The organism is Paludibacterium purpuratum (genome assembly GCF_004363805.1).
Lineage (GTDB): Bacteria > Pseudomonadota > Gammaproteobacteria > Burkholderiales > Chromobacteriaceae > Paludibacterium > Paludibacterium purpuratum.
The window spans coordinates 214,719-239,486 of sequence record NZ_SNZP01000006.1; the positions used below are offsets into that span (position 1 = coordinate 214,719).

At 59.3% G+C, this 24,768-nt stretch carries 25 protein-coding genes; 14 read left to right on the forward strand and 11 right to left on the reverse strand.

Annotated features, from left to right (window positions below):
- Positions 1-3: 3 nt before the first annotated feature.
- The 5 genes from DFP86_RS09255 to DFP86_RS09275 are packed head-to-tail and all read right to left on the reverse strand — an operon-like array spanning position 4 to position 3,712.
- On the reverse strand, positions 4-693 hold the full coding sequence (locus tag DFP86_RS09255) for an SDR family oxidoreductase (protein WP_133680428.1): 690 nt from the start codon (positions 691-693) through the stop codon (positions 4-6).
- Positions 690-1,250, reverse strand: coding sequence for a hypothetical protein (locus DFP86_RS09260; protein WP_133680430.1), 561 nt, complete (start codon positions 1,248-1,250; stop codon positions 690-692). The genes DFP86_RS09255 and DFP86_RS09260 overlap by 4 nt, the downstream gene beginning before the upstream one ends.
- Entirely contained in the window at positions 1,251-2,219 is a 969-nt protein-coding gene (locus DFP86_RS09265; protein WP_133680432.1) for a myo-inositol-1-phosphate synthase, read from the reverse strand.
- A gap of 1 nt (position 2,220) precedes the next feature.
- On the reverse strand, positions 2,221-3,135 hold the full coding sequence (locus DFP86_RS09270) for a Gfo/Idh/MocA family protein (RefSeq protein WP_133680434.1): 915 nt from the start codon (positions 3,133-3,135) through the stop codon (positions 2,221-2,223).
- Positions 3,119-3,712, reverse strand: coding sequence for a hypothetical protein (locus tag DFP86_RS09275; RefSeq protein WP_133680436.1), 594 nt, complete (start codon positions 3,710-3,712; stop codon positions 3,119-3,121). Before DFP86_RS09275 ends, DFP86_RS09270 begins: the two co-directional genes overlap by 17 nt.
- A gap of 554 nt (positions 3,713-4,266) precedes the next feature.
- On the opposite strand from DFP86_RS09275, the gene hmpA reads away from it, so the two are divergent.
- From hmpA to DFP86_RS09295, 4 genes are all read left to right on the forward strand, one after another.
- On the forward strand, positions 4,267-5,484 hold the full coding sequence (hmpA, locus tag DFP86_RS09280) for an NO-inducible flavohemoprotein (protein WP_133680439.1): 1,218 nt from the start codon (positions 4,267-4,269) through the stop codon (positions 5,482-5,484).
- A gap of 118 nt (positions 5,485-5,602) precedes the next feature.
- The gene (locus tag DFP86_RS09285) at positions 5,603-6,700 is read left to right on the forward strand and encodes an HPP family protein (RefSeq protein WP_133680441.1); all 1,098 of its coding nucleotides are present in this window, start codon (positions 5,603-5,605) and stop codon (positions 6,698-6,700) included.
- A 270-nt stretch (positions 6,701-6,970) separates the two neighbouring features.
- A complete protein-coding gene (locus DFP86_RS09290) occupies positions 6,971-8,053 on the forward strand; it encodes a methyltransferase (RefSeq protein WP_133680443.1) in 1,083 nt (360 codons plus the stop codon).
- Positions 8,054-8,287: 234 nt separating this feature from the next.
- Positions 8,288-10,918, forward strand: a complete 2,631-nt coding sequence (locus tag DFP86_RS09295) for a non-ribosomal peptide synthetase (RefSeq protein WP_243729356.1) — start codon at positions 8,288-8,290, stop codon at positions 10,916-10,918.
- A 64-nt stretch (positions 10,919-10,982) separates the two neighbouring features.
- Here DFP86_RS09295 and DFP86_RS09300 read toward each other — a convergent pair whose 3' ends face one another.
- Positions 10,983-12,194, reverse strand: a complete 1,212-nt coding sequence (locus DFP86_RS09300; protein WP_133680447.1) for an ROK family transcriptional regulator — start codon at positions 12,192-12,194, stop codon at positions 10,983-10,985.
- Positions 12,195-12,469: 275 nt separating this feature from the next.
- On the opposite strand from DFP86_RS09300, the gene DFP86_RS09305 reads away from it, so the two are divergent.
- Both DFP86_RS09305 and DFP86_RS09310 read left to right on the forward strand, forming a co-directional pair.
- Positions 12,470-13,918, forward strand: coding sequence for an APC family permease (locus tag DFP86_RS09305; protein ID WP_133680449.1), 1,449 nt, complete (start codon positions 12,470-12,472; stop codon positions 13,916-13,918).
- 28 nt (positions 13,919-13,946) lie between these two features.
- The gene (locus tag DFP86_RS09310) at positions 13,947-14,897 is read left to right on the forward strand and encodes an ROK family protein (protein WP_133680451.1); all 951 of its coding nucleotides are present in this window, start codon (positions 13,947-13,949) and stop codon (positions 14,895-14,897) included.
- Between the two features lie 87 nt (positions 14,898-14,984).
- Here the strand turns inward: DFP86_RS09310 and DFP86_RS09315 are convergent, their stop codons facing one another.
- Positions 14,985-15,494, reverse strand: coding sequence for a DUF1993 domain-containing protein (locus tag DFP86_RS09315; protein WP_133680453.1), 510 nt, complete (start codon positions 15,492-15,494; stop codon positions 14,985-14,987).
- Positions 15,495-15,589: 95 nt separating this feature from the next.
- On the opposite strand from DFP86_RS09315, the gene DFP86_RS09320 reads away from it, so the two are divergent.
- Positions 15,590-16,381 carry a PhzF family phenazine biosynthesis protein gene (locus DFP86_RS09320; protein ID WP_133680456.1) on the forward strand — a complete coding sequence of 264 codons (792 nt, stop codon included), beginning with the start codon at positions 15,590-15,592 and terminating at the stop codon, positions 16,379-16,381.
- Here the strand turns inward: DFP86_RS09320 and mdtH are convergent.
- Complete coding sequence (gene mdtH, locus DFP86_RS09325) at positions 16,378-17,601, reverse strand: multidrug efflux MFS transporter MdtH (protein WP_133680458.1); 1,224 nt, start codon at positions 17,599-17,601, stop codon at positions 16,378-16,380. The genes DFP86_RS09320 and mdtH overlap by 4 nt on opposite strands.
- Before the next feature lie 110 nt (positions 17,602-17,711).
- Here mdtH and DFP86_RS09330 point away from each other — a divergent pair, with 110 nt between their 5' ends.
- The 3 genes from DFP86_RS09330 to DFP86_RS09340 all read left to right on the forward strand — a co-directional run bounded on the left by DFP86_RS09330 (position 17,712) and on the right by DFP86_RS09340 (position 19,925).
- Positions 17,712-18,596, forward strand: coding sequence for a LysR family transcriptional regulator (locus DFP86_RS09330; protein ID WP_133680460.1), 885 nt, complete (start codon positions 17,712-17,714; stop codon positions 18,594-18,596).
- A gap of 202 nt (positions 18,597-18,798) precedes the next feature.
- Entirely contained in the window at positions 18,799-19,185 is a 387-nt protein-coding gene (locus DFP86_RS09335; protein ID WP_133680462.1) for a thioredoxin family protein, read from the forward strand.
- An 11-nt stretch (positions 19,186-19,196) separates the two neighbouring features.
- Positions 19,197-19,925: a cytochrome c biogenesis CcdA family protein gene (locus tag DFP86_RS09340; RefSeq protein ID WP_133680464.1), complete on the forward strand. Its 729-nt coding sequence runs from the start codon at positions 19,197-19,199 to the stop codon at positions 19,923-19,925.
- Between the two features lie 2 nt (positions 19,926-19,927).
- On the opposite strand, the gene DFP86_RS09345 is transcribed toward DFP86_RS09340, so the two are convergent.
- Complete coding sequence (locus DFP86_RS09345; protein WP_208108281.1) at positions 19,928-20,311, reverse strand: winged helix-turn-helix transcriptional regulator; 384 nt, start codon at positions 20,309-20,311, stop codon at positions 19,928-19,930.
- Positions 20,312-20,436: 125 nt separating this feature from the next.
- On the opposite strand from DFP86_RS09345, the gene DFP86_RS09350 reads away from it, so the two are divergent.
- From DFP86_RS09350 to DFP86_RS19830, 3 genes are all read left to right on the forward strand, one after another.
- On the forward strand, positions 20,437-20,991 hold the full coding sequence (locus DFP86_RS09350) for a flavodoxin family protein (protein ID WP_133680466.1): 555 nt from the start codon (positions 20,437-20,439) through the stop codon (positions 20,989-20,991).
- Between the two features lie 177 nt (positions 20,992-21,168).
- The gene (locus tag DFP86_RS09355) at positions 21,169-21,399 is read left to right on the forward strand and encodes a CopG family ribbon-helix-helix protein (protein WP_133680468.1); all 231 of its coding nucleotides are present in this window, start codon (positions 21,169-21,171) and stop codon (positions 21,397-21,399) included.
- On the forward strand, positions 21,399-21,683 hold the full coding sequence (locus DFP86_RS19830) for a type II toxin-antitoxin system RelE/ParE family toxin (protein ID WP_133680470.1): 285 nt from the start codon (positions 21,399-21,401) through the stop codon (positions 21,681-21,683). The genes DFP86_RS09355 and DFP86_RS19830 overlap by 1 nt, the downstream gene beginning before the upstream one ends.
- Before the next feature lie 58 nt (positions 21,684-21,741).
- On the opposite strand, the gene DFP86_RS09365 is transcribed toward DFP86_RS19830, so the two are convergent.
- Positions 21,742-22,518, reverse strand: coding sequence for an HAD-IIA family hydrolase (locus DFP86_RS09365; RefSeq protein WP_133680472.1), 777 nt, complete (start codon positions 22,516-22,518; stop codon positions 21,742-21,744).
- A 167-nt stretch (positions 22,519-22,685) separates the two neighbouring features.
- Here DFP86_RS09365 and DFP86_RS09370 point away from each other — a divergent pair, with 167 nt between their 5' ends.
- Positions 22,686-23,882: an NnrS family protein gene (locus DFP86_RS09370; protein WP_133680474.1), complete on the forward strand. Its 1,197-nt coding sequence runs from the start codon at positions 22,686-22,688 to the stop codon at positions 23,880-23,882.
- On the opposite strand, the gene DFP86_RS09375 is transcribed toward DFP86_RS09370, so the two are convergent.
- Entirely contained in the window at positions 23,879-24,739 is an 861-nt protein-coding gene (locus DFP86_RS09375; protein ID WP_133680476.1) for a methylated-DNA--[protein]-cysteine S-methyltransferase, read from the reverse strand. The genes DFP86_RS09370 and DFP86_RS09375 overlap by 4 nt on opposite strands.
- Positions 24,740-24,768 lie beyond the last annotated feature (29 nt).

A 24,768-nucleotide genomic window follows, 5' to 3' on the forward strand; every position in this document is an offset into this window, starting at 1 on the left:
ATTCTATTGTCCATATGTCGAGTGAATTGAGGAGATCTCAAGCGTGCGTACTTCGATATAGCTGGGCAAAGAAAGCAACTTCTCTACAACCATGCTTACATCTGCTACCTCGAGGCTCCCAGGACGGCTTCCAAGGTTTTTATTACGAAACGTCGTGTTTACACGACTAAGTCGTAGTTCTGTCACGCCGATAAAGGCCGAACGCAGCTCTTCCCTCAAACATTTGACGTACATTGAGAAGCCCGCTTTGGAGGCGCAATATGCTGCGCGATTGGGATAGGCGTTATCTGCGGCGTCACTTGATATAGCAAACAATCTGGCATTCTCGCTCGGCGATAGATTTTTAAACACTTCCGTCACTAAAATCGCATTTGCCGACATATTGGTATTCACCATCGCCTGCCAATCGGCTAAGGGGGTGCTTGTCGCACCAAACCACTCTCCAATGCCTGCATTCAAAACAAGACAATCGAAGGTTGATACTGAGCTGGCTATCTGTTTAACGGCACTCTCAATTTGAGCCGGAATCTGCACATCACACATGACCTGTGTGTAATTATCATGTGAAATCAGATCTTCATTTGGTGTTCTGCTCAACCCAAAACATTTGAATCCATTGGCAAGAAGCATGTGTGCCAATCCGGCACCAATTCCCCGGCTGCTTCCGCTAATGATTGCTACCCTGGCACTCATTTTATGTGCGTCCCCATCTCTAACCTTGCCGTCAGGCGGCTAAATGCCTCTGGCGAAACGATTTTTATAGCTAGCAATATTGCCTCCACCGACTTAAGGTAATAGTCGTTGACATTACCGGCAATTGAGACAATTTGCTGATTAATCGTTATGCGATTAGGAGAAATAGAAAAATAATTTTCATACTCAGCCATTTTTTGTGAATGGCAGCTCACCACCGATTCGGCACCAACCCCCGCTTGTTTCAACAGTCTTAAACCCGAACAAATACAAAATAGCCTGACACCTTCCCTATAGCACTTCTGTATAAGTTTCAGAGCATCACCGGAAGCCACATAGTCTTCCGAATGCCCGGGAAGTATTAAAATCCCCGGGAGTTGGTTGCCGATAGATTCCGTACGGATTTCTATACCTGTCTTAGACTTAGACGAAGTGCCGCAGCCGACAAAGGTAATCGTGGGATCCGTTTCACTATTTAGCTTGCATTGAATGGCTAACATCGGAAGAACATCAAATTCATCGAAGCCATCTTCTATTAGTATTTTTATCGAATCCATTCACATGCCTGGAGACTTGAGCAATGAGGCGACTTCCTGACTCATCCCCCCCAAGCCCATGCGCTGTTGTGACGCAGCGACCCGGACAAGGTCGATAATCACCCCGGCTGCGTTCGATGAATCCTGTACCTTGAGTTTTGCATCAAAGACAACTTCTGTTCCCGCCCAGCCCGCTGCGGTTATGTTGAAGTATGCGATCTTGGTATCTTCCAATTGACTCAAAAAACCACCCGAGGGAATCACTTCAACCTTGCCGGCATCGACCCCTCCCAATGCATTCATCTTGGACTCGCGTTTGGAGGATGGGTTAATCGCAAGATTCTTGAAGTCTGAGTTACCACCGAGATTGACCTGGAATGAGCTCTGCAGCGTCAATCCGCGGTCAGAGATCAACTTAAGAAGCCCTTTGTGAATGACAGAGCTACCAAAGTGAGAGGCTAGGTCATCCCCCAAAAGCGCGGTCCCTTGCTTTGTGAAACGCGCAAGGATCTCCGGTGTCCGTGCAATTTTTTCAGGCGTGCAATTGACGAATGCCACATTGGCAGCCAAAGCCGCTTCGGCGTACCACTCGGCCTGCTGCTGTAGACCGGTAGGCAGACCATATAGCAGCACTTCGGCACCTGATCTCTTAAGCGCCTCGGCAACGGCAGCTACATCATCTTCGGCAGCAATACCCCGCATAATGGATGGACCTACCGGCAAGTTGGCTACGATCACGGGATAATTATTTTCTCCGCAAAAGATTGCTTCACTTAGCGGGCGGCCAATTTTACGCTCATCAATATCAAAACCTGCCACAAACTCAATATCGAATACACTAAAGCCACCAAGCACACTCTGCCGAATTCCTGGCCACTCTTCGGGTTTAACGCCTTGCTGGTGTAGTGATTCATAATAAGTAACGCCTTGCATCAAAGCGCTTGCATTATTACCAATTCCCGCAATTGCCAATTTCAATTTCTGTTGCATGTTAGCGCCTCGTAATTTCCAAGTATCTCTTGCATATCTCAACTTCACTGTTTACATCTGCCATATACTGATCGTTAATGAGTGATCTGTAATAATTTCTCTGCCAATCCCTTGGCACACTTTGTGTCATAGCTAGCGAACTGGAGAGAACGGCACCTGTATTGGGATCAAGCACCACTGCATTTTTATCGCCGCCACTAGACCACCGCAGGCGCAATTCATCTTGTTCGGCACAGCGGTTGAAAGTGATTTTCACAGCTCTACCGTCAATATCTAATAGAACTTCTCCAATATCATCCGTTTCACAAATAATATCTTCGCCACGATAGGTTCTTACTGAATGGAGGATTTGTAGTGAAGATTCGACAGTATCGCCAAGACTACCGAAAATCTCCTCTACGATTGCCAAACAATGAACACCCAGATCGCCAAGAGCCCCTCCTGCACTAAACGCAGAAAGGTGCCTCCATTTGAATGCTGTTTCTCTACTTGCAAGAAATGAGTGATTGAAATCAATCTGGATACGATCGATATTCCCCGAGATAGATTTCAAGAAAGCTAGCAGAGGATGACTTCTCCACTGAAAGAAAACTGCTAACCGCCCTTTGGCAATCATGTCAGAAACTTTTTCCAGCTCGTCAATACTATTGACAAGAGGCTTATCGGCGATAACACGACCTTTGCAGGACGTTATATGAGAAAAATGAGCTGCGGGGATCGATGATATGAAGGTTATATCTGATGACCCTGCTGCCAAATCCTGCACTGGACGGAAATATTGGTTCAACGGGGAATCAGACAAATGGGAGAAATCGTTGATATAAATCGCATCTAACGAATAATCTGTAAATCTCGCCATATTTTCATGGTGAACAAGCCCATAACCACGACCTACGACGCTATACGTTCTCCGCATCTCTCATCACCTGTTTAAGCGTTTCCAAACCAGCCTTTGAATTGAGCAAATCACAGATATCGGAGTATACCGATGGCAGATTTGCAATCTTAATTTGGCTACTTATATTATTTTCACGCAAAGCATCAACCGCTTTAGAAACATATTTGGCGACGCCACTCTCAAATGTGGCAACTGATAAATTATTCTCCCTAACCACATAAGCACAGGTAGTGGAAGGCAAACGCAACTGCTCCAACAGTTGTGTCATACCCCCCCCAGGAACCCCCACTGCGGGCAGCCCCACTTCATACAGCTTCCAGCAATCCGACTCCCCCTCCACAATAAAAACGGCCTCTTGGATGGGCAGTAGCCGGAGTGAGTTTGCATATAATGAAATATTTCGATTATCGCTCTCTAGCCAAAAGGAATTCCCTTCTCCTTTCAATCCAGTGCGTCGACGCGAACACCCCTCGGCGCCATCAACTCCGAAGTATTGAAAGGTAAAACCTGGATGGGCCTGTTGAACACAAAATTTATTCAGTGTTTCAACGGAAATGGATTTGTGCTGAGCTAGCAATTCAAGCGTGAGATTCAAAACATGTCACCTGTTGCATATAAATAATTTCCGCAAGGCCAAATGCGAACCGCCACTTTCTGAAGCGTTGGCAATGTGAAGTCACGGCGACACCTTCTCAGAGGTGTGCTCTGTCCTTGACACCCAGAGCACACTATGCAAAAGAACAATTGAATGACACCGGATTAGTGCATTGGCATAGCGCCGGAATATCACACACCCCATTCTAAATGTCAATGGCATTTATGCCAGGAGGATTACTACCAACGCAGACCGACACCATGTGACTCGCTCCGCCAGTGCGACACCTATTGGGATGCCCCATCCTTTGGAGTCAGTGACGCACAACAAGTCATCTAAATTGCTTGGCGCTTTTGTCTTTCGAATGAGCGAGATGGTTGAAAACGATAAACAAGAGGGGAACAAGGAAGAGAAAAACAGCGCCGCAGCCCATCTCGGCCTGAAGAGGCAGTGACATCCCATACATAAAAATGTATTCTAAATGCATCTTAATTACCGGCCTTTGGCACCGCGAAAGCCACGGTAACAACAAATACTTTTATGGGAAAACTGCAATGTTGGATGCCACCACCTGTGCTTTGGTCAAAGCGACCGTGCCGGTTCTCAGAGAACACGGCGTCGCACTGACCAGCCATTTCTATCAACGAATGTTCCGGCACAACCCGGCGTTGAAACATATCTTCAACCAGAGCCACCAGCAGGCCGGCCAACAGCAGCAATCGCTGGCGCTGGCGGTACTGGGTTATGCCGAGAATATCGAAGACCCATCGGTGCTGGCGCCGGTGCTGACGCGCATCGCCAATAAGCACGCAAGCCTGGGCATTCGCGCCGAACACTATCCGATTGTCGGCCAACATCTGCTGGCCTCCATCCGCGAAGTGCTCGGCGACGCCGCCAACGACGCCTTGATCGACGCCTGGGCCTCGGCGTATGGCCAACTGGCAGACATGCTGGTGGCCGAAGAAAACCGCTTGTATAGCGAAGCGGCATTGGCCGAGGGTGGCTGGAGCGGCTGGCGCCCATTCAAAGTGGAACGCAAGGCGGCGGAAAGCGAAGAAATCACTTCGTTTTACCTGCGCCCGGCCGACGAGGGCAAAGTGCCGCTATTCCGTCCCGGCCAATACATCAGCGTGAGTCACTTCATTAGCGACTTGAATTTGGCCCAGCCCCGGCAGTACAGCCTGTCCGACGCACCGAACGGCGAATACCTGCGCATCTCGGTCAAGCGTGAAGATGCCCATGAAAATACACCGGCAGGCCAGGTTTCCGGCTTATTGCATCGCCATCTGCAGGAAGGCGACATCATCAACGTCAGCCCGCCGTTCGGCGACTTCTTTCTGCATGAAGAGCGCCAGACGCCGGTGGTACTGATCAGCGCCGGGGTGGGACAAACACCGATGCAATCCATGCTGCAGCATCTGGCCAACACCGCCAGTCGGCGCACCATCCGATTCCTGCACGCAGCACGGCATGGCGGGGTTCACGCGATGAACGCGCACACCCGGCAACTGGCCGAGCAGCATGACAATCTGAAAGTGGCGGTTTATTACGAGACGCCGCGTCCGCAGGATAGACCTGGCGTGGATTACGATCGCGCCGGCCGCATGGATCTAGCGCAACTGAACGCCGACATGCTGCCGGAAAACGGAGACTATTACCTGTGCGGCCCGGTGGCTTTCATGCTGGCTCAACGCGACAGCTTGCTGGCACGGGGCATTGATTGTGCCCGCATTCATTACGAAGTGTTCGGCTCGAATGCGATAGCCGGCTGATCCGGCGGATAAGCCCCCCGCTTGGCGGGGGGATGCGAACAAACCAATTAAATATCGTAAAGCATTATTCGGATGGGTATGATTGGCAATATTGGCTTTAACGCCAGCACTTCGACACATGAATAATCTGACCGCCTGGCTACACGGGTTCTTGCCGCCCGCCCTCAATGCGGGCCGGCGCGAGCGGGTCTATAGCTGTATTGGCGCCGGTTTGGGTTTGTTGCTGACCGAGTGGATCAGCCATCTGGCGCTAGGCGGTTTCAATCCGTGGTTCATTGCCCCGATGGGGGCTTCGGCGGTTTTGCTGTTTGCCGTGCCGTTCAGCCCTCTGGCACAGCCCTGGTCCATTCTGAGCGGCAACCTGGTTTCAGCCGCCATCGGCGTCGGTTGCGCACACTACATCGCTTCCCCGGCATTGGCGACCAGCCTGGCCGTCGCGCTCGCCATTGCGGCCATGTTTCAATTGCGCTGTCTTCACCCGCCCGGCGGGGCGGTGGCGATGACGGCGGTGCTGGGCGGACCGGCCATCACCCGCCTGGGCTACCATTTCATCTTGTTTCCAGTCGCCGTCAACTCCGCCGTCCTGCTGGGTATGGCGCTGCTATTCAACAACCTGCTGCACCGTCGCTACCCTCATCTTCCGCATGCCCATCCGAACGCGCATCACACGGCCGACCCCATGCCAAGCGAGCGCAACGGGATCAGTCGGCAAGACCTGGAACAATCGCTGGCGAACTTCGGCGAAGAGCTGGACATCAGCGAAGAGGATCTGCTCAGTATCATTGCCGATGCGGAGAAACGGGCACAGCAGCGGCACTTCGCCGGCATCCGTTGCGAGGACATCATGTCGCGCGATGTGATCCGGGTCGATTTGCACGCACCGCTGCAGGAGGCGTGGGACAAGCTGTCTTATCACAAGGTCAAGGCATTGCCGGTGACCGATCCGACACGGCAAGTGGTCGGCATGATCACGCTGCACGATTTTTTCCTGACCGAATCCGCCCGACGATCCGGTGCGCCGGCATGGCGGCAACAGGCGGTTGCCGACGTGATGACCCGTCACGTGCAATGTGTCGCTGCACACCAGCCGATTTCCGATCTGGCCTCGGTCTTCTCCGATGGCGGGTTGCACCATATGCCAGTCGTCGACGCCGACAGGCAACTGGTCGGTATGATTACGCAATCCGACCTGATTGCCGCATTGTTCAAGTCTTGAGCTCACCTGCCCGCCCGTTCAAAACTCAGTAAAATTACTTAATTTTCAATACCTTACAATCACAAATCTTCCATTGACTAGCCGTCGATATCTACTATAGATATTTGTATTAATAATTTATTCATTTAAATTATTTAAAAGAAATCCAACGGCTAGCCCTCCGCCGCTTTCAAGCAAGTGGTTCGCCCTAGGCACGCGCCGCCAAGGAAAATTGCATATCCGCTTTAATGGCACCACCCCCGGTGCGACTTAAGCCAGATAGGAGGAACCATGGCTATTCACAATGTTCAGCCCCCCTCGCCTGCCGTCCCCGCGGCAAAACCGGATGAAAATACCGAGGCGGAAGCGCAGCAGGCCATGCGGCGGTTGGTGACCGGGGCGTGGGTATCGCAGGCGATCGTCGTGGCGGCGGAGTTGAGCATTGCCGACCATCTCGCCGACGGCGAACGCTCGGTCAACGATCTTGCCGTGGCGAGCGGGGCGAATCCCGATGCGCTGTACCGACTGCTACGCGCCCTGACCTGCGTCGGCCTGTTCCAGGAAGGACATGCCGGGCGCACTTTCCGCAATACCGCACTGAGCGAAACGCTACGGAGCGAGCGACCGGGATCGTTGCGTAGCCTGGTGCGCCAGATGGGCATAGAAATACTCTGGCAGTCGTGGGGCAATACGCTCTATAGCGTCAGGACAGGGCAAAGCGCATTCCATCGCCTGGCAGGTCAAACCTTATTCGACTATATCGGCACCCATCCGGAAGCGGCCGAGATCGTCAACGACGCAATGGCGAGCCTGAGCGAGCAGGAGGCGCCGACGGTGGTCGACGCCTACGACTTCTCCGCTGCGGCAACCATCGTCGACGTCGGGGGCGGACACGGTCTATTACTGGCCGAGATTCTGGCCGCCACCCCGAAAGCCCGGGGCATATTGCTCGAATTGCCACATGCCGCGGAAGGTGCGCTTCGGTTGTTTGCCGAGCGCGACCTGAGCTCGCGCGTCGACGTCATCGTCGGCAACGCTCTGGAGGCGGTTCCAACCGGCGGCGATATTTACCTGATGAAACACATCGTCCATGACTGGGACGATGCGCACGCCATCCGCTTTGTGTCCAACTGCGCCGCGGCCATGCCCGCGGACGGCAAGCTCCTGCTGATCGAGATGGTGCTTCCGCCCCCCAACCAGCCTCATTTTGCCAAGCTGCTCGACCTGCATATGTTGGTCAACTATCCAGGCGGACGCGAACGCACCATCGAAGAATTCAAACGGCTTTATGAAGCCGCGGGTCTGCAATTGACCCGCATCAACCCCACTTCGGGGACCACCTGCGTGATCGAGGGGACAAAATTTAAAACCTGACTTGGCCTTTGCGGGCTTGGCCGGACGCCAACGGCCAGCCTGCATCGGCCAGATTATCTTGAGGTGTACAGCATGAATATCGAGCTCGCACAACCCCCGCAAACCGCCCGTCAAACGACGCAAGTGAGCGATAAACGGGAGTGTCTCGGAGACCTACTGCTTCACGCGGCCGCGTGTCAGCCGACGCACGGCCTCCGGTTTGTTCCCGACCTACAAATCCATCGTCGCGTGGAGATGCCGTACCCGGCACTGCTGAAATACGCCCAGCAGATGTTGGCCGGCCTGCAGGCGCAGGGTCTGAAGCCTGGCGACAAAATCGCCTTGTTGCTCGAACAGTCGGGAGACTTCATCCCGGCTTTCTGGGCTTGCATCCTGGGCGGGTATATTCCTTGCCCGCTGGTGCAGATCAAAAACGACCCCGACCGTTGGGAAAAATACTTGAACCACGTCGATCAGTTGCTCGGCCACCCGGCGCTCATTATCAAAACGCCAAGCGACTTGCAGACGCATGGCTTGAGCGTCATCGCAGTGGATGGCTTGCGCCAGGCCAACCAAATGGGGGTCGTCCAACGCGTCGCAGCTCACCGGCCGGCCGTCTTCGTCCTTACCTCCGGCTCGACCGGCAACGCCAAGGCGGTCGTCCTCAGCCATGCCAATCTATTGGCCAGCCTGGCGGGCAAGACAGATCGGCTGCAACTGACCCCTGCCGACATCAGCTGTAACTGGATCTCGTTCGACCATGTCGCGGCGCTGATCGAAGGATTGCTTCTGCCCACGTATGCCGGCATGACCCAAGTCCATGTCGGCGCCGAGAATATTCTCGCCGATCCGCTGTCGTTCCTACAGCTGCTGCAGACACATCGCGCCACCCTGAGTTTCACCCCCAACTTCCTGTTCGGCGAAATCAATGCGGCGCTCGACCGCGTCAAGGCGCCGGCTCCGCGATTCGACCTCTCGCGCCTGCGCCGCATCATTTCCGGCGGCGAGGCGGTGGTGGTGCAAACCGCCTGCCACTTCCTCCTGCAGCTCGAAGCACACGGCCTTGCCGCGTCGGTGATCACGCCGGGCTTCGGCATGACGGAGACCTGCGCCGGTTCGATTTTTTCGCATGAATTCCCCGGCGGCGATATCGGCAGCGAATTCGCCGCGCTCGGCAAGCCGATCCAAGGGATGGAGATGCGTGTCGTCGATGAGGCCGATCACCCTCTGGCGGAAGGCGAAGCGGGCGACCTGCAGGTTCGGGGACCGATGGTGTTCGGCGGATATTTCAACAACCCCGAGGCCACCCAGGCCGCCTTTACCGCCGACGGCTGGTTCCGCACCGGCGACATCGGTCGCATCCAGCACGGACGCTTGCACCTCGTCGGCCGCAGCAAGGACAGCATCATCGTCAATGGCGCCAATTACTTCAGCCAAGAGCTGGAAATCGCCATCGGCCAACTCAATGGTGTCGAGAAGCTGTTCGTGGCCGCCTTCCCGACACGTCAGCATGGCGCCGACACCGAACAGCTGGTGGTGACTTTCTCGCCGACTTTCCCGGTTCAGGACGAAGCGCGGCTCCACCAGTTGATGATCGCCATCCGCAACACCACGCTGCTGCTATGGGGATTCCGCCCCTGCCTGGTTCTGCCGCTGCCGCGAGAGGCGTTCCCCAAGACCAGCCTGGGCAAAATCCAGCGCGCCTTACTGCGCCGGCGCCTGGAGGACGGATCGCTGGCCGAATACGTCAACAGCACCAAAGAAATGACTGTGCGCCAATGCGGCGAATGGGTTCCCGTCGCTGGCGACACCGAACGCGCCATCGCGGAGATCTATGGTCGGATGTTCGACACCCCGCCCGACGCGATCGGCGCCACGACCAGTTTCTTCGATATGGGCGGCACATCGCTCGACATATTGAAACTGAAGCAAGGTATCGAACGCCGCTTTACCGGTGTCAGCCTGCCCATTCTCGCCATTTTGACCCATCCGACCGTCCGCGCGCTGGCCGCATGCGTCATAGCCGGCGGTGCGCCGAACATCGCCGAATACGATCCGATCGTTGCGCTGCAGACCAGCGGCGACAAAACACCGCTGTTTTGCGTGCACCCAGGCGTCGGCGAAGTGTTGGTGTTTGTCAGCCTGGCGCAATACTTTGTCAACGAACGGCCGTTCTATGCTTTGCGCGCGCGCGGCTTCAACGAGGGGGAGAGCTACTTCACCGATTTTGACGAGATGGTTTCGACCTATGTCGCGGCGATCCGGGCGCGCCAGCCTCACGGCCCCTACGCCATTGCCGGCTACTCATACGGCGGCGCCGTCGCCTTCGAGATCGCCAAAGTGCTCGAAGCCGCGGGAGAACGCGTCGATTTTGTCGGCATCTTCAACCTACCGCCGCATATCAAGCATCGGATGAGCGAATTCGACCCGGTCAGAGGCGCCGTCCATCTGGCATTCTTCCTGTCGCTCATCGACAGAAAGCAGGCCGACGAATTGCCGGACAAACTACGCGCGGGTCTGCCCGAACAAGACTTCCGCGCCTGGCTGATCCGTAACGCGCCCGCAGAGCGCCTGGCGGAATTGGATCTCGATCTGGAAAAATTCACCGCCTGGTCCAAGCTCGCCCACTCGCTGACTTCGATGGGCAGCCACTATGAACCGTCCGGTTCGGTCGCGGCGCTCAGCGTTTTCTATGCCAACCCGCTATACGGCACCAAGGATAGCTGGCTGAACAACGAACTCATGCGTTGGGACGACTTCTCTCGCGACAGCAATCGTTATATCGAAGTCGCGGGCGAGCACAACACGATGCTGGGTTCACAGCATGTCGCCAGCTTCCAGACCGCGCTCAGAGCGGAACTCGCGCGCGCGCTGCATGATGGCTGAGGGCCGATGGCCGGGCTCGCGATCCAGCACTCGCCGGATCGCGGGCAAGGGCCGGTTCGCCCGCTTAGGCCATCAATTGTTCGAACGCCTTGAGCCGAGCGTGATCCAGCCCATGTTCGATCGCGCCGAGCAACACCGCATCGGTGCCGGTGGCGGACACGGCGAATTCGGGCGGCGCGATCGGCAGAAAATCGGTCAGGTGTTGGCGAATGGCCGGCAGCAGCAATGCACTGTTGCGACCGATGCCGCCACCTAGCACCACCAGCGCCGGGTCGAGGATGGGAACGATGGCTTTGAGCGCCCAAGCGATTTGGCGCGCTTCTTCGCCAACGCATTCGATGGCGCGGGCGTCCCCGGCTGCCGCGGCGGCAAACACCGCTTCGGCACTGGGTACCGCCAAACCCAGATGATGTGCATGCGCAACGATGGCACGCGCGTCGGCGCAGGTTTCGTACAAGCCGCGATGCGACGTGCCGGCCGCTGGCTGAGCAGTCGAATTCGGCGACGGCGGCAGCATGGCGATTTCGCCGGCGAAACCGCCCGCGCCACGATATAGCTTGCCTTCGGCCACGATGCCCAGGCCCACGCCGGTGCCGATGGACATGAAAACGAAGTTCTCCACCTCGCGGCCGACGCCGCATTTCTGCTCGCCCAACGTGGCCAGATTGATGTCGTTGTCGATGATCAGATCGGCGCCGAGCACTTGCTGCAGCTGCGTCAGCAAGTCTTCGCTTTCCCAGCCCGGCAGGTTGCCGGCCAGCCTCAGACAGCCCTTTTTCGCATCCAGCACGCCGGGCGAACCGATCACCTTGGTCAACACATCCGTCGGCGCGACACCATGCTCGGCCAACATGGCCGAAACCATGTCGGCCAACAATGCGATCAGGTCGGCGGTATGCGTCGGCGTGCGCCGATCCTGGCGCACCGCCACGCTCCCGGTGAGATCGGCCAGTGCCCCACGCGTCCACTCGGCGCCCATATCGAACGCCACCACGAAACCGGCTTCGGCGCGCGGCGCGTACAGGCGCGGCGAGCGGCCGGCACTGCCGACGCGCACACCGCTTTGCGTCACCAAGCCCAGTCGCTCCAGATTATTCAAGGCGGCGGAGGTGGTGACTTTGGACAAACCGGTGCTTTGCGCCAACTGCGGGCTAGAGGCCGGTGTCAGCGCCAGTAAATGCTGGTAGATGGCCCATTCGTTGCCTTGGCGCACGAAAACCGGACCGCGGGTGACCGGCGCCGTCAGCCGGCCTGCATGATTGGTTTTTACTTTCATGGCATCTTCATTAAGTTCGCGCAAATCCTAACAACGGCACTTCCTAAGAGCAAGCGTTATGCACTTGAGGGCGCGGCCATCATTATGCATTTGTAATTTTTTGCGGCGCTGCGGCAATTTGCACCAGCGCAACAGCATGACCAAAGCCATCGTTGCATTAGTAAGGAAACCTTCCTATCATTCATCGCATCGGCGTCGCAAGGTACCTGTTCGACGTTCGAGGACGGTAGTCTCTTTCAATGAAATCAACGCTTTCAAGTTACAGGGAGAAAACGATGACCAACACTACGTCCGCCGGTCTTGCCTCATCCGAGGCGGGAGCGGGCAGTCCCCCGCCCGAGGCGAAACCGCATTTCCATCGATCCATCGGTCTGTTCCCGGCTGTCGCCATCAATATGATCCAGATGTGCGGCATCGGCCCGTTCATCACCATCCCCACCATTGTCGCCGTCGCGAATGGCCCGCTGGCCGTGGTCGGTTGGATCGTCGGCGCGCTGCTGTCGATGGCGGACGGGCTGGTGTGGGCCGAACTGGGCGCCGCCATGCCGGGCGCCGGCGGCACTTATCTGTATTTCCGCGAGGCATTCCAATATCGCACCGGGCGACTGATGCCGTTCCTGTTCGTCTGGACGGCGATGCTGACCATTCCGCTCACCATGAGCACGGGCATCATCGGCTTCGTGCAGTATCTCAACTTCTTCTGGCCCAACCTGACGCCGACCCAGGGCCATCTCATCGGCCTGGTGCTCACCGGCATCGTGCTGTTGGCGCTCTACCGCCGTATCGAGTCGATCCGCACGCTCAGCACCGCCATGTGGGTCATCCTGATTCTGGCGCTCGGTCTGACCACCGCGGCGGCTTATAGCGACTTCCACCTCAGCCTGGCCACCGCCATCCCGCCCGGCGCGACACAAGCCTCCAAGTTCTTCACCGGCCTGGGCGCCGGCCTGATCATCGCCATCTACGACTACGCCGGTTACAACACCACGGCTTACATGGGCGACGAACTCAAGAACCCGGGACGCGTGATGCCGCGTTCGATCATCATTTCCATCATCGCCGTCATGTGCTTCTATCTGGCGATGAACATCGGCGTCATCGGCACGGTGCCATGGCAGACCGTGGCCAAGTCGCAATCGGTGGCCTCCTTGGTGATCGAGCAGAACTGGGGCCATACCGCGGCGGCGATCATCACCATCCTGATTCTGGTGGCCGCTTTCGCCTCGGTGTTCGCCGGCCTGCTCGGCGGTTCGCGGGTGCCGTTCTACGCCGCACGCGACGGGGTATTCCTGTCCGCCTTCGGCAAGCTGCATCCGAAGCACGCCTTCCCGCATATCGCCTTGCTGGCGATGACGGCGGTCATGGCGGTCGGCACGTTCTTCGACCTGAGCACCGTGATCAATATGCTGGTGGCCGTCACGGTGATCCTGCAATCGATCGGCCAAGTCTTCGCACTGGTCGTGCTGCGCCGCCGTCAGCCGCAACTGCATCGGCCGTACAAGCAATGGCTGTATCCGATTCCCTGTCTGGTGGCGTTGCTTGGCTGGGTGTTCGTGTTCTACATGGCCGACACCGAGTCGCAGGCGTTATCCGCGGCATGGATCGGGCTGGGTCTGATCGCCTTCCTGCTCTGGGCGCGCGCCACCCGTTCCTGGCCGTTCGGTCCGCGCACGGTGGACGAGGTGTATCTCGAACGCCAGCGCCAAGAAGGCACCCCATCTTGAAACACGCCGACTAGGCAAGGAACCGCTCATGCAGCAACTGCACCCCACCCCATCGACCGTTGAGGCGTTTCTGCTGGCGATCGACTTCGGCGGCACCAAGATCGCCATGGCCACCGCCACGCCAGAAGGCACGCGTCTGTCCGAGTTGGAGATTCCGACGCAAGCCGACGAGGGCGCGGCACGTGTCATGGCGCGCATGCACGACGCGGCGATGGGGCTGATTGCACAGACTCGCCTGATGCATGGCGGCGAACTACGCGCTGTCGCGGCGGTGACGCCGGGCATCGTCGAGCCCGACGGCATTCGGCTGGCCCCGAATAACCCGGGCTGGGAAACGCTGGCGATGGCCGAAACGCTACGCCGGCTGTTCGGTGTCGAGTGCGTACAAGTGGAAACCGACGCCAAGGCCGCGGCACTGGCGGAAACGCGCTGCGGCGCACTGCGAAACCTGTCCTGCGGCTTATACGTCAACCTCGGCACAGGGCTTGCCGCGGCAGCGGTGATCGAAGGCAAAGTGTTGCGCGGCGCGCACGGCGCGGCGGGCGAAATCGCCTACCAGCTGCGAGGCGTCGCGGGTGAAACGCCCTTCGCCGATGGCGGTGCGCCACTGGAGCAATTCGTTTCCGGGCGGGCACTGGCCGACCGCGCCAGCGAACTGGTCGGCCGGCCGGTCAGTTGCCGCCAAGCGTTCGATCTGGCGCAGGATCGGCCCGAGGTGGCCGCCATGCTCGATCAAGCGCTGGACGCGCTGGTCATGCATGTCGCGAACATCGTGCTGATGCTCGACCCGGAACGCATCGCCGTGGGCGGCGGCATGGCGCGTGTGCCGCGCATCATCCCGGCGCTGAGCGCCGGACTGGCGCGTGCCTGCCCTTACCCGCCGCAGGTCGTCCTGGCGGCGTTCGAACAAGGCGCCGCGCTACAAGGCGCCATTCTGTGCGGCGTGGAGGCGTTGGCGGAAAATCGCCGATCCCGCTGACGCCCCAGCGGCACGGTTATGCTCATCGCGGCTGACGCCGCCCCTACACAGGCTTTGCGTAGGAGCGACCTCGGCCGCGAATTTCAATCAGGCGCCGCCGGCGAGAAAATCGCGCTTGCCGAGTTCGATGCCGCTGTGGCGCAAGATGTCGTAGGCGGTGGTGAGGTGGAAATAGAAGTTGGGGAAAACCCACTGCAGCAGGTAGTGCGCCCCGGTAAACGTCATGGGTTCGCCACGCACGGTCAGCACGATCTCGCGGCCTTCGCTACCGTCGAACAGCGCCGGGCTCAGGCTATCCAGGTAGGCCAGCGTCTTGGCGATGCGATCTTGCAACTCGTCAAAGCTGCTTTCCGTATCCTCGTAGCTGGGGATCTCGACGCCGGCTAAGCGGGAAACACAGCCCTTGGCCTGGTCGGTGGCGATCTGGACTTGGCGCGTCAACGGAAACATATCGGGAAACAGCCGCGCATTCAGCAACACCTCGGGCGCGATTTTCTTAGCCTCGGCGTGCTCCGCCGCCTTGCGCAGAATCGCCGACAGACTGCCCAGCATATGCTTGAGCACCGGCACCGAAGCGTCATACATCGATAAACCCATGACCTATCTCCTTGTATTCGGACACGAACCCGGATTGACAACCCGGGAGTGGCAATGATAAACCCATGACAGATAAATAACCGAACCCCACTGCGATGCAATTGAATATTTGCTACATCGACGCCTTCACCAAGGTGCCGTTTCGCGGCAACACCGCCGCGGTCGTGCCGCTGACGGAATGGCTGCCAGAGGCAACCATGCAAGCCATCGCCGCCGAGAACAACTTGTCGGAGACTGCGTTTTTTCTGACCGGCACACAAGAGAAGATTGCGATTCGCTGGTTTTCGCCACTCACCGAGATCGATTTCTGCGGCCATGCCACCCTGGCTTCCGCCTACCTGTTATTTCAGTCGAATCCATCGTGGACACAGTTGTCCTTTTGGGCCGAGGCGGTGGGCGAACTGCGGGTGTGCCGCCAGCCGGACGGCGCCATGCAGATGGCCTTTCCCAATCGCGCATCCCACGCGGTCGAGACCATCCCGCCCGCGCTGCTCGCCGGGCTGTCCGAACCGCCAAGCGCGGTGTTCCGCAACGTCCAGGCTTACATCGCACTGTACGATGACGAGGAGGCCATCCGCCGCATCACGATCCAGCAAGACCCGCTAAAAACGCTGGCGCCCTACGACGTGGCAATTACCGCGCCGGGCAAGGAAAGCGACTTCGTTTCACGTTATTTCTGGCCAGCCAACGGCGGCGTCGAAGACCCGGTCACCGGCTCCATCCATGCCGCACTGGCGCCATTTTGGGCCGAACGGCTAGGCAAAACCCAGTTGGTGGCGCGGCAACTATCGGCGCGCGGCGGGATTTTGCACTGCGCGTTGGAAGGCGACCGGGTGCTGGTGTCGGGCCACGCAGTGGAATACCTGCGCGGCACAATCACCCTCTAGACAGCCCCGGCGCGTGCCGCCGCCCCGCTGGCGACCATGCGCGCCGCGCCGAAGAATTGCCGGTACAGCGCCCACCAGGTCAGGGCGCCGATCAGCGCCAGCGTGGCCCACGGCAGCCAAGGTTGCGTCAGGCGCACCCCTTGGTCGTATAGCCAGCCGCCGCCGGTGTAACCGATCGCACCGCCCAAGGCGAGACCCAACCTACTCGCCCCCATGTAACTGGCGCGCGCCTGCGGGTTGGCCAAAGTCGCCACGTAGGCTTCGCGCGCCGGCTCGACGATCAACGTGCCGAGGTACAACAATCCCAGCGCCAAGAAGGCCGGTAGCGCACGATGCACCAACGCCATGAACCCCAGACCGGCGATCATCAACGCCAGGCCGATCAGGATGCGCGTACCCCGTTGCAGATAACGCTCCCCAAGGCTCGCCAGCGGATACAGCAGGCACAGCGACAAGCCGGCTTCCAGCATGAACATCCAGCTCACCGCCGACGTACTGCCGGTCAGCTTCATCATCAATACCGGCATCAGCAGCAGCACCTGGACACACAAAACGTAATAACCGCTCAAGGCCAGCACGAAACGCATAAAACGGCGGTCGGCCAGCACCCGGCGCATCGAGGCCATCGGTGCCGCATCGCGCGTGCTCGCCACCCGGTAGGCCGGTAGCAGCAGGCTGTTGACCAGGGCAACCAACATGAACACCCCCATGCCGAACAACGCCACCCAGCGAAAATCGAAACGCAACAACCAGGAGCCGAGCAAAGCGCCCAACACCGCGCCGGCACTCTCCTGCACCATCAGGATCGAATAGAAACGCGCGCGCTCGCGAGCGCGAACCAGCTTCACCACCAGTGCGCTACGCGGCGGATCGAACAGCACCCCGCCCAACCCGGCGAGTACACAGGACAACACCAGCACCCACGGCGCCCGCGCCACCGCCATCACGCCGAAACCGACCGCACGCAACAGCATGCCGCTGACGATCAGCGGTTTGGCGCCAAAGCGGTCGGCCAGCGCGCCGCCGAATAGGCCCAAGCCCTGCTGGGTCAACTGACGCGCCCCCAGCGCCAGGCCAACGCTGGCGGCCGCCCAGCCCAGCCCGTCGACAAAGTGCAGGCTGACCATCGGCACCACCATGTAGAAGCCGAGCAATACCAACAGGCTGTCCAGCAAAATAAACCACTTGCCCCGGCGACGGGCCTGCCCGGCTGACGACACGATCGCGTCTCCCTGTGCGGAATCATTAATAAATAATCAGTAGCATTATATGGATGGCATTAGTTATTATGTAATCCGATTTCTTGGAATAGTTAATATCAGGAATCGTAATGTCTATTTCGTTAGCGGATCTGGCGTTGTTGATCGACGTGGCCGAGCTTGGCAGCTTCAGCCAGGCAGCGGCACGCCGCGGTTGGTCGCAGCCGCAGGTCAGCCAGCGCATCGCCGTGCTGGAAACCGAATTGGGACAAGCGCTGTTTCGCCGCCATCGACGCGGCGCGGTGGCCACCGCGGCTTGCGAAGTGTTCCTGGTGTCTGCGCGCCAAGCGGTGCAGGCATTCCAACAGGGGCAGGAGGCACTGTTGGCGGCGCCGCCGTTACCGCGTGTCCATCTATCCTGCCTGCCGTCGCTGACCACCCCGGTGTTCGGCCCGCTACTGTTGCGGCTGGCCGACGCGCCGTTCGAAATCCGCTGCCATACCGACCATTCGCCGCAAATCATGCAGGCCGTGCTGACGGGGGAAATCGATGTCGGTTTCGTGCTGAAGTGTCCGGCGATCGCCGGCGTACAAGTGGAGCCGCTCTGGCGCTCGGCCATCGTGCCGGTGGTGGCGGCCGATCACCCGCTGGCACGCGCACCGCAACCGCTGACGCTCAAAGCGGTCGCCGACTACCGTATCGCGCCGCAGTTCTGGGGCAGCGGCTGCGAAGAACTGATCCGGCGCATCTGGCTGGTGCGGCAGCACCGCAGTGCCATCCACGCCATCCAGCCCGCCTCGGCGGCGCGCGACCTGGCGCTCAGCCATGGCTTTCTTTCGTTTTTGCCGGAATTGTCGGTACGCTTCGATCTGCAGAAAGGCAGCCTGGTCAAACTGCAGATCCCGGAGCTGCCCGAATGGCAGTGGGAGGTGATGATGGCTTATCGCAGCGGCAAGCGCAAAGCCGAAGCCAAGCAGATCGTACTAGATAGCGCACGGGCACTGGCAGCGTCATAGCACGGCCGTTTCAGCCCCCATCCTTGCCTTGAGCAACCATGATGGCGCATCGCGTCATTTTGGTTGCACCGCACAACGATGCCATGGCAATCCCCTAGCCGGCAAAGCATTTGGCACCGATCGCCGACAGCGACTAAAGTAAAACATCGGCCTCCGCCAAACGCCCCATCTCCCGACTATCGCCCCCCGTGGAGGTATCGCCATGAACCTATGCCGCTTCGTTATCTTGGTTACGCTCGCAACCGTCATGGCGCTCGCGCGCGCCGGGGACATCAAACCCTACAGCCAGCAGCAATTCGACCAGCTCAGCGCACAAGGCCGACCGGTGGTGCTGGCTATTCATGCCAGTTGGTGCCCGACCTGCAAAGTACAAAAACCGATTCTCGCTCAACTGATGCAACAGCCGGCCTACCGCGAGGTCACCTTGCTGCAGATCGATTTCGATACCGACAAACCGTTGCTGGCGCGTTACCACGTCGACATGCAAAGCACCCTGATCGCTTTCAAGGGCCGGCATGAGGTCGTGCGCACGGTCGGCGACACCACGTCGGCCGGTATCGAACAACTCGTCAAGGCGACCTTGCGCTAGGGTCGCGAACCATGGACTTCACGCTGGCACGCTATGGCGCGGGTTTTCTCGCCGGCCTGCTCACCACGCTGTCCCCTTGCGTACTGCCGCTCCTGCCCGTGCTGATCGGCTCGGCGCTTGCGGCCCATCGGCGTGCGCCGTTGGCCCTGGCCTTGGGCTTGGCATTGTCTTACGTGATGGTCGGCACACTATTGGCCCAGGCAGGCAGCAGTTTGCCGCTCGATAGCGCAGCAACGCGCCAACTGGCGGCCGGACTATTGGGCGTGTTCGGTTTGATATTGTTGTCGGCCGGCCTGGCGCGGCGTGTTGCCAGCGCCACCACGGGCCTGGCCGATTTCGGCCATCGATTACTCGATCGTTGGCGGTTGGACGGCCTACGGGGACAGTTCGTCGTCGGCTTGCTGCTCGGCATGGTGTGGAGCCCCTGCGTCGGCCCGACGCTCGGCGCCGCCATCGTACTGGCCGGACAGGGCCGCCAGTTGCCGCAGGTGGCGTTGTTGATGGGACTATTCAGCCTGGGGGCAACCCTGCCGATCCTGCTGCTGGCCCTGCTGTCGGGCAAGTGGATGCGACAGCGGCGCGACACCTTGCTGCGAATCGGTCGAGTCGGCCGAATCTTCCTGGGCGTTATCCTGATAGCGGTATCGTTGTCGATTCTCAGCGGCGCGGATCGCCAGGTGGAAGGTTGGCTGCTCGAACGCACGCCAGCATGGCTGATCTTGCTCACCACCCGTTTCTAGCATCAGGCATTCACTGCGTCGTACTCGCGCTGAGCCGCCAATACCGAATCGATATTATGCTCGGCCCAGTGCGCCAGCGATTCGATGGTGTTCGACAGTGTGTGCCCCAAGGCGGTCAACGCATACTCGACCGTCACCGGCACGGTGGCGAACACCTGCCGGGTCACCAAGCCATCGCGCTCCAGCTTCTTGAGGGTCTGCGACAACACCTTCTGCGAAATCCCTTCCACATCGCGCCGCAGCTGGTTGAACCGCACCGGTTCGTCGCGCAGGCGATCCATGATCAGTAGCGACCATTTATCGGCCAGCCGATCGAGCACCATACGGGTCGGGCATGCCTGGCTGAATACGTTATACGCCTGACAGCGCGTTGCGGTTTCCATCATGGCAGTGGTTTCCTTAAAGTAACTAAGTTAGCTATAGGTGCCTTCTTGGCTACCTGGTATGTTAAATATACCATGTGCGTCAGGCTGTGGCATGGGCTACGGCATCACCATTCTGGAGAGAACGCATGAGCAAAAACGTTGTGGTCTATTTCTCGGGCTACGGCCACACCCGCCGCGTCGCCGAAGCCGTGGCCGAAGGTGCGCACGCCAACCTGATCGCCATCGATGCCGAAGGCAATGTACCCGAAGCGGCCTGGGACGAACTGGCCGCCGCCGATGCCATCATTTTCGGCGCGCCGACCTATATGGGCTCGGTGCCCTGGCAGTTCAAGAAATTCGCCGACGCCTCCTCGAAGGCCTGGTTCACCCGCAATTGGCAAGACAAGGTCTTCGGCGGCTTCACCAACAGCGCCAGTCTCAACGGCGACAAGCAGATCACCATGATCTGGCTGCAAACCCTGGCGGCGCAGCACGGCGGCATCTGGGTCAGCCTGGGCCAGGCTCCGGCCAACACCAAGGCGGCAACGCGCCAGGACGAAAACAACCTCGGCGGCTCGGCCGGGGTGTTGGTGCAAACGCCGGCGGACGCCAGCACGGAAGAGATGTCGAGCGGCGACCTGCAGACCGCGGTCAAGTACGGCGCGCGCGTCGCCGGCATTGCTCAACGCCTGCGCGGCTGAGCACGCCACACGTCAAACGGCCCGGGATGTCCCGGGCCGTTAAGTCTGTTGAAAGTTCGTCGCCATCATTCGTCCATTCGGCGCTTTCCTGTGCCATTCTCCATTGACTAACGTATACTAAAGTTACAATGTAGTCGTTAGATGTAATTGTATACATCGTATACAAAGGAGATGGTCATGTCCGTGATGTCTGTCCGGTTAACCGATGAAGCCACGCAACAACTTGAGGCGTTGGCGGTCGCGACCGGCCGTAAGAAGTCTTTCTTGATTAGCCAAGCCATTGGCGATTATCTAGCGCGAGAGGCATGGCAGATTCAAGAGATTCAGGCGGCCATCACAGAGGCTGATGCAGGGGAATTCGCGGAGGATGCGGAGGTCAATGCTTTCTTTGAGCGCTGGGGTGCTTGATGCAGGTTAGATGGCTGAAGCAGGCAATCAGAAATTTAGCGAAAGAAGTCGACCACATCGCAGCAGAGAACCCAAGCGCTGCGCGCAGCTTGACCAAAGCGATACGCGAGTCAACCAACAACCTCATGACATTCCCGGCACAGGGCAGACCCGGGCGAGTGCCTGGCACGCGCGAGTTGGTCGTCGATGGCACCCCGTACCTCATCCCCTACCGAGTCAAAGGCGACGTAGTACAAATCCTCCGAGTGTTTCATATCCGGCGCAAGCTGCCGACAAGTTGGTAGTCCATACGACATTCGATTGCGAGCCAATGGCGGCCGGCCCCAGGCCGCCTTGCTGCTTTTACAGTGCGGCGGGATCGATATCCGCCACGCTGTCGAAGATATAGTCCGGCTGATAAGGGAAGTGCTCGACCGACTCGCGCGTCGACACGCCGGACAACACCAGCGCCGTGCACATGCCGGCCTCCAGCCCACCGACGATATCGGTATCCATGCGGTCGCCGATCATCACCGCGTCTTCCGGATGTACCCCAAGTTTGCGGGTGGCCAGCAACATCATCAGCGAATTGGGTTTGCCGACGATGTAGGGTTTCTTGCCGGTTGCGGCGGAGATCGCCGCCAAAAGCGTGCCGGCCGCCGGCTCGTAGCCGCCCTCCACCGGGTCGATCATGTCCGGGTTGGTGCCGATGAACTTGGCCCCCTGATCGATGAAGCGTACCGCCTTCTTGATCTGCTCGAAGCTGAAGGTCTTTGACTTGGCCACCACCACGTAATCCGGGTGCGACTCGGAAATCGAAAAGCCGACGTTGTAGAGTTCGTTGATCAAACCGCCGCCGCCGACCACATAAGCCGTCGGCTGCGTCTTGCGCGTCTGGCTCTTGAGAAACATGGCGGTCGCCATGGCGCTGGTGATGAAGTTATCTTCGGTCAGGCCGCCGATGCCCAAGCCTTCCAGCTTGAGCTTCAAGTCCAGCGGCGTCTGCTCGGCGTTATTGGTCAGAAACAGGAATGGGGTCTGGCTGTCGACCAAGCGGGTGACGAAGTCGCGCGCGCCGGGAATCAATTGCTTGCCCCGGTAGATCACGCCGTCCATATCGGAGATGATGCTTTTGCTCATTGCGGGAGTTTCCATTGCGTTTGGCGCCGCGCTCAGAATAGCGGCGACATAGTGTCAGAATAACACCTTCATACGAAGGCAGTCTTTTTCGATTCCGCGTTTTTTTCTGACACTGGAAACATAAAGATGTATTATTTATATATCTTTAATTCTCGGGACCGGCAACCATGGCGCTCATCCAGATCGAAGGCCTTCATCCGCAACCGACCGGTAGCCGTTGGGCGCTCTGGCGCTTGGGTTTCCGCCCGTTTTATCTGCTGGCAGCGCTGTGCGCCTTCGCGGTCGTCCCCGTTTGGCTGGCCGAGTACGGTGGCTGGCTGCCACAAACTCGCGGCTTAGCCGGCCTCGCCTGGCATGTGCACGAAATGCTCTACGGTTACACCGTCGCGGTGGTGGCCGGCTTTCTGCTCACCGCCGTGCGCAATTGGACCGGGCGTCCCACGCCCACGGGCTGGCCGCTGGCAGGGCTTTGCCTGCTGTGGCTCGCTGCGCGCCTGATGCTGCCGCTGGCGCCGACGGTGCTGTCGATCCCGCTCGACCTGGCCTTCCTGCCCTGCCTCGCCTGGGTGGTTCATCGCCGGCTGCGCCACGCCGAGCAACGGCGCAATGCCTTCGTTCCCTGGCTGCTGCTGGCGCTCGCCACGCTCAACCTGCTGTTCTACCTGGCCCTTGCCGGACAGCTGGCGTTCGACCCGCTGCTGCCGCTACGCGCGGCCATGATGTTGCTGGTCACCTTGACGGTCATCATGGCCGGCCGCCTGCACCCGCTGTTCACCCGCAACGCCGTGGCGCCGATCAAGCAATACCGCAACGACAGACTCGAACGCTACATCGCCCCGCTGACCATGGCAGTCCTGCTGGCCGATCTGTTCCCGTTGAGCGCAGCCATTCTGGTTCCGGCCAATCTCATCGTCGCGGGCTTGCATTTCTGGCGCGGCTGGGGCTGGGCGCCGCTGGCAACCTGGCGCAAGCCCATACTGTGGATTCTGCACCTAAGCTATCTGGCGCTGCCCTGCGCACTCTTGCTGGCCGTGCCGGCCGCGCTTGGCCGGTTGCCTTGGCTGGTGATGGAGCATGTGCTGGGGATTGGCGTGCTGGGCGGTTTGACGCTGGGCATGATGGTGCGCTCGGCGCTCGGCCACACCGGGCATGCCCTGGCGACCGGAAAACTTGAGACACTGACCTTTGCCGCGTTGATGCTGGCGGTACCGTTGCGCGTCGCCTTCTGGCTGCTGCCGCTACCCGGCAGCTATCGCGACTGGTTGTGGGCCGCGGCAGCCTGCTGGATTCTGGCTTTTGCGTTGTTCGTATGGCGCTTCGCGCCGATCCTCAACCGACCAAGGATCGACGGCAAGCCGGGTTAACGCACTGCCGGCGCCGCGCGCGCCGCTTCCCAAGCCAGCATCGCACGCTTGCGCTCGCTGCCCCAGCGATATTGGCCGACCTCGCCCGAGGCCCGGATCACCCGATGGCAGGGAATCAGGAAACCGATGGCGTTGGCAGCCAGTGCGCTACCGATGGCCCGCTGCGCCTTGGGGGCGCCGGCACGCACCGCCAGTTCGCCGTAGGAGACCATCTCGCCCGGTGCGATCGAGAGGAGCGCCTCCCAGACCTTGATCTGGAAATTGGTGCCCTTGAGCAGCAAATGCAAGGAACCGCGCGTCGGCGTGCGCGGAAAAATGCGCGCCAGCCATTCGCCCGCTCGCGCGTCGTCGCGTTGGTAATCGGCGCGCGGCCAATGTGCGCGCAGCTCGGCCAGCATGGCCGTCTCGTCGGCGCAACAGAAAGCGAAATGGCACAAGCCGCGATCGTTCCAGGCCAATAGCACCTGGCCGAAGGGCGACGCGCCGAAACCGCAGCCAAGCGTCACCCCCTGCCCACCCGCCTTGATCTCGCCGGGCGTCATCGCCTCGCAACTGATCATCAGTTCGTGCAAGCGGCTGGTGCTACTCAGCCCGGCCGACTGCGCCACGCTCAATACGTCGCGCTCGCGCGCCAGTTGCTCCAGCGCGTACTGTTTGGTCAGATATTGCAGGAAACGTTTGGGCGAGATGCCGGCCCACTCGGCGAACAAGCGCTGCAGATGAAACGGACTCAAATGCAGTGCCCCCGCCAATTGTTCGAGCGACGGCTGTGCCTCGCGGTGCACCTGCAGATAATCGATGGCGCGCGCCACCTGGTCGTAATGGCGCGCGGACTCGGCAAAAGAAGTTGAAGTCATGCCGTTCTCCAGACAAAGCTCGATGCTTT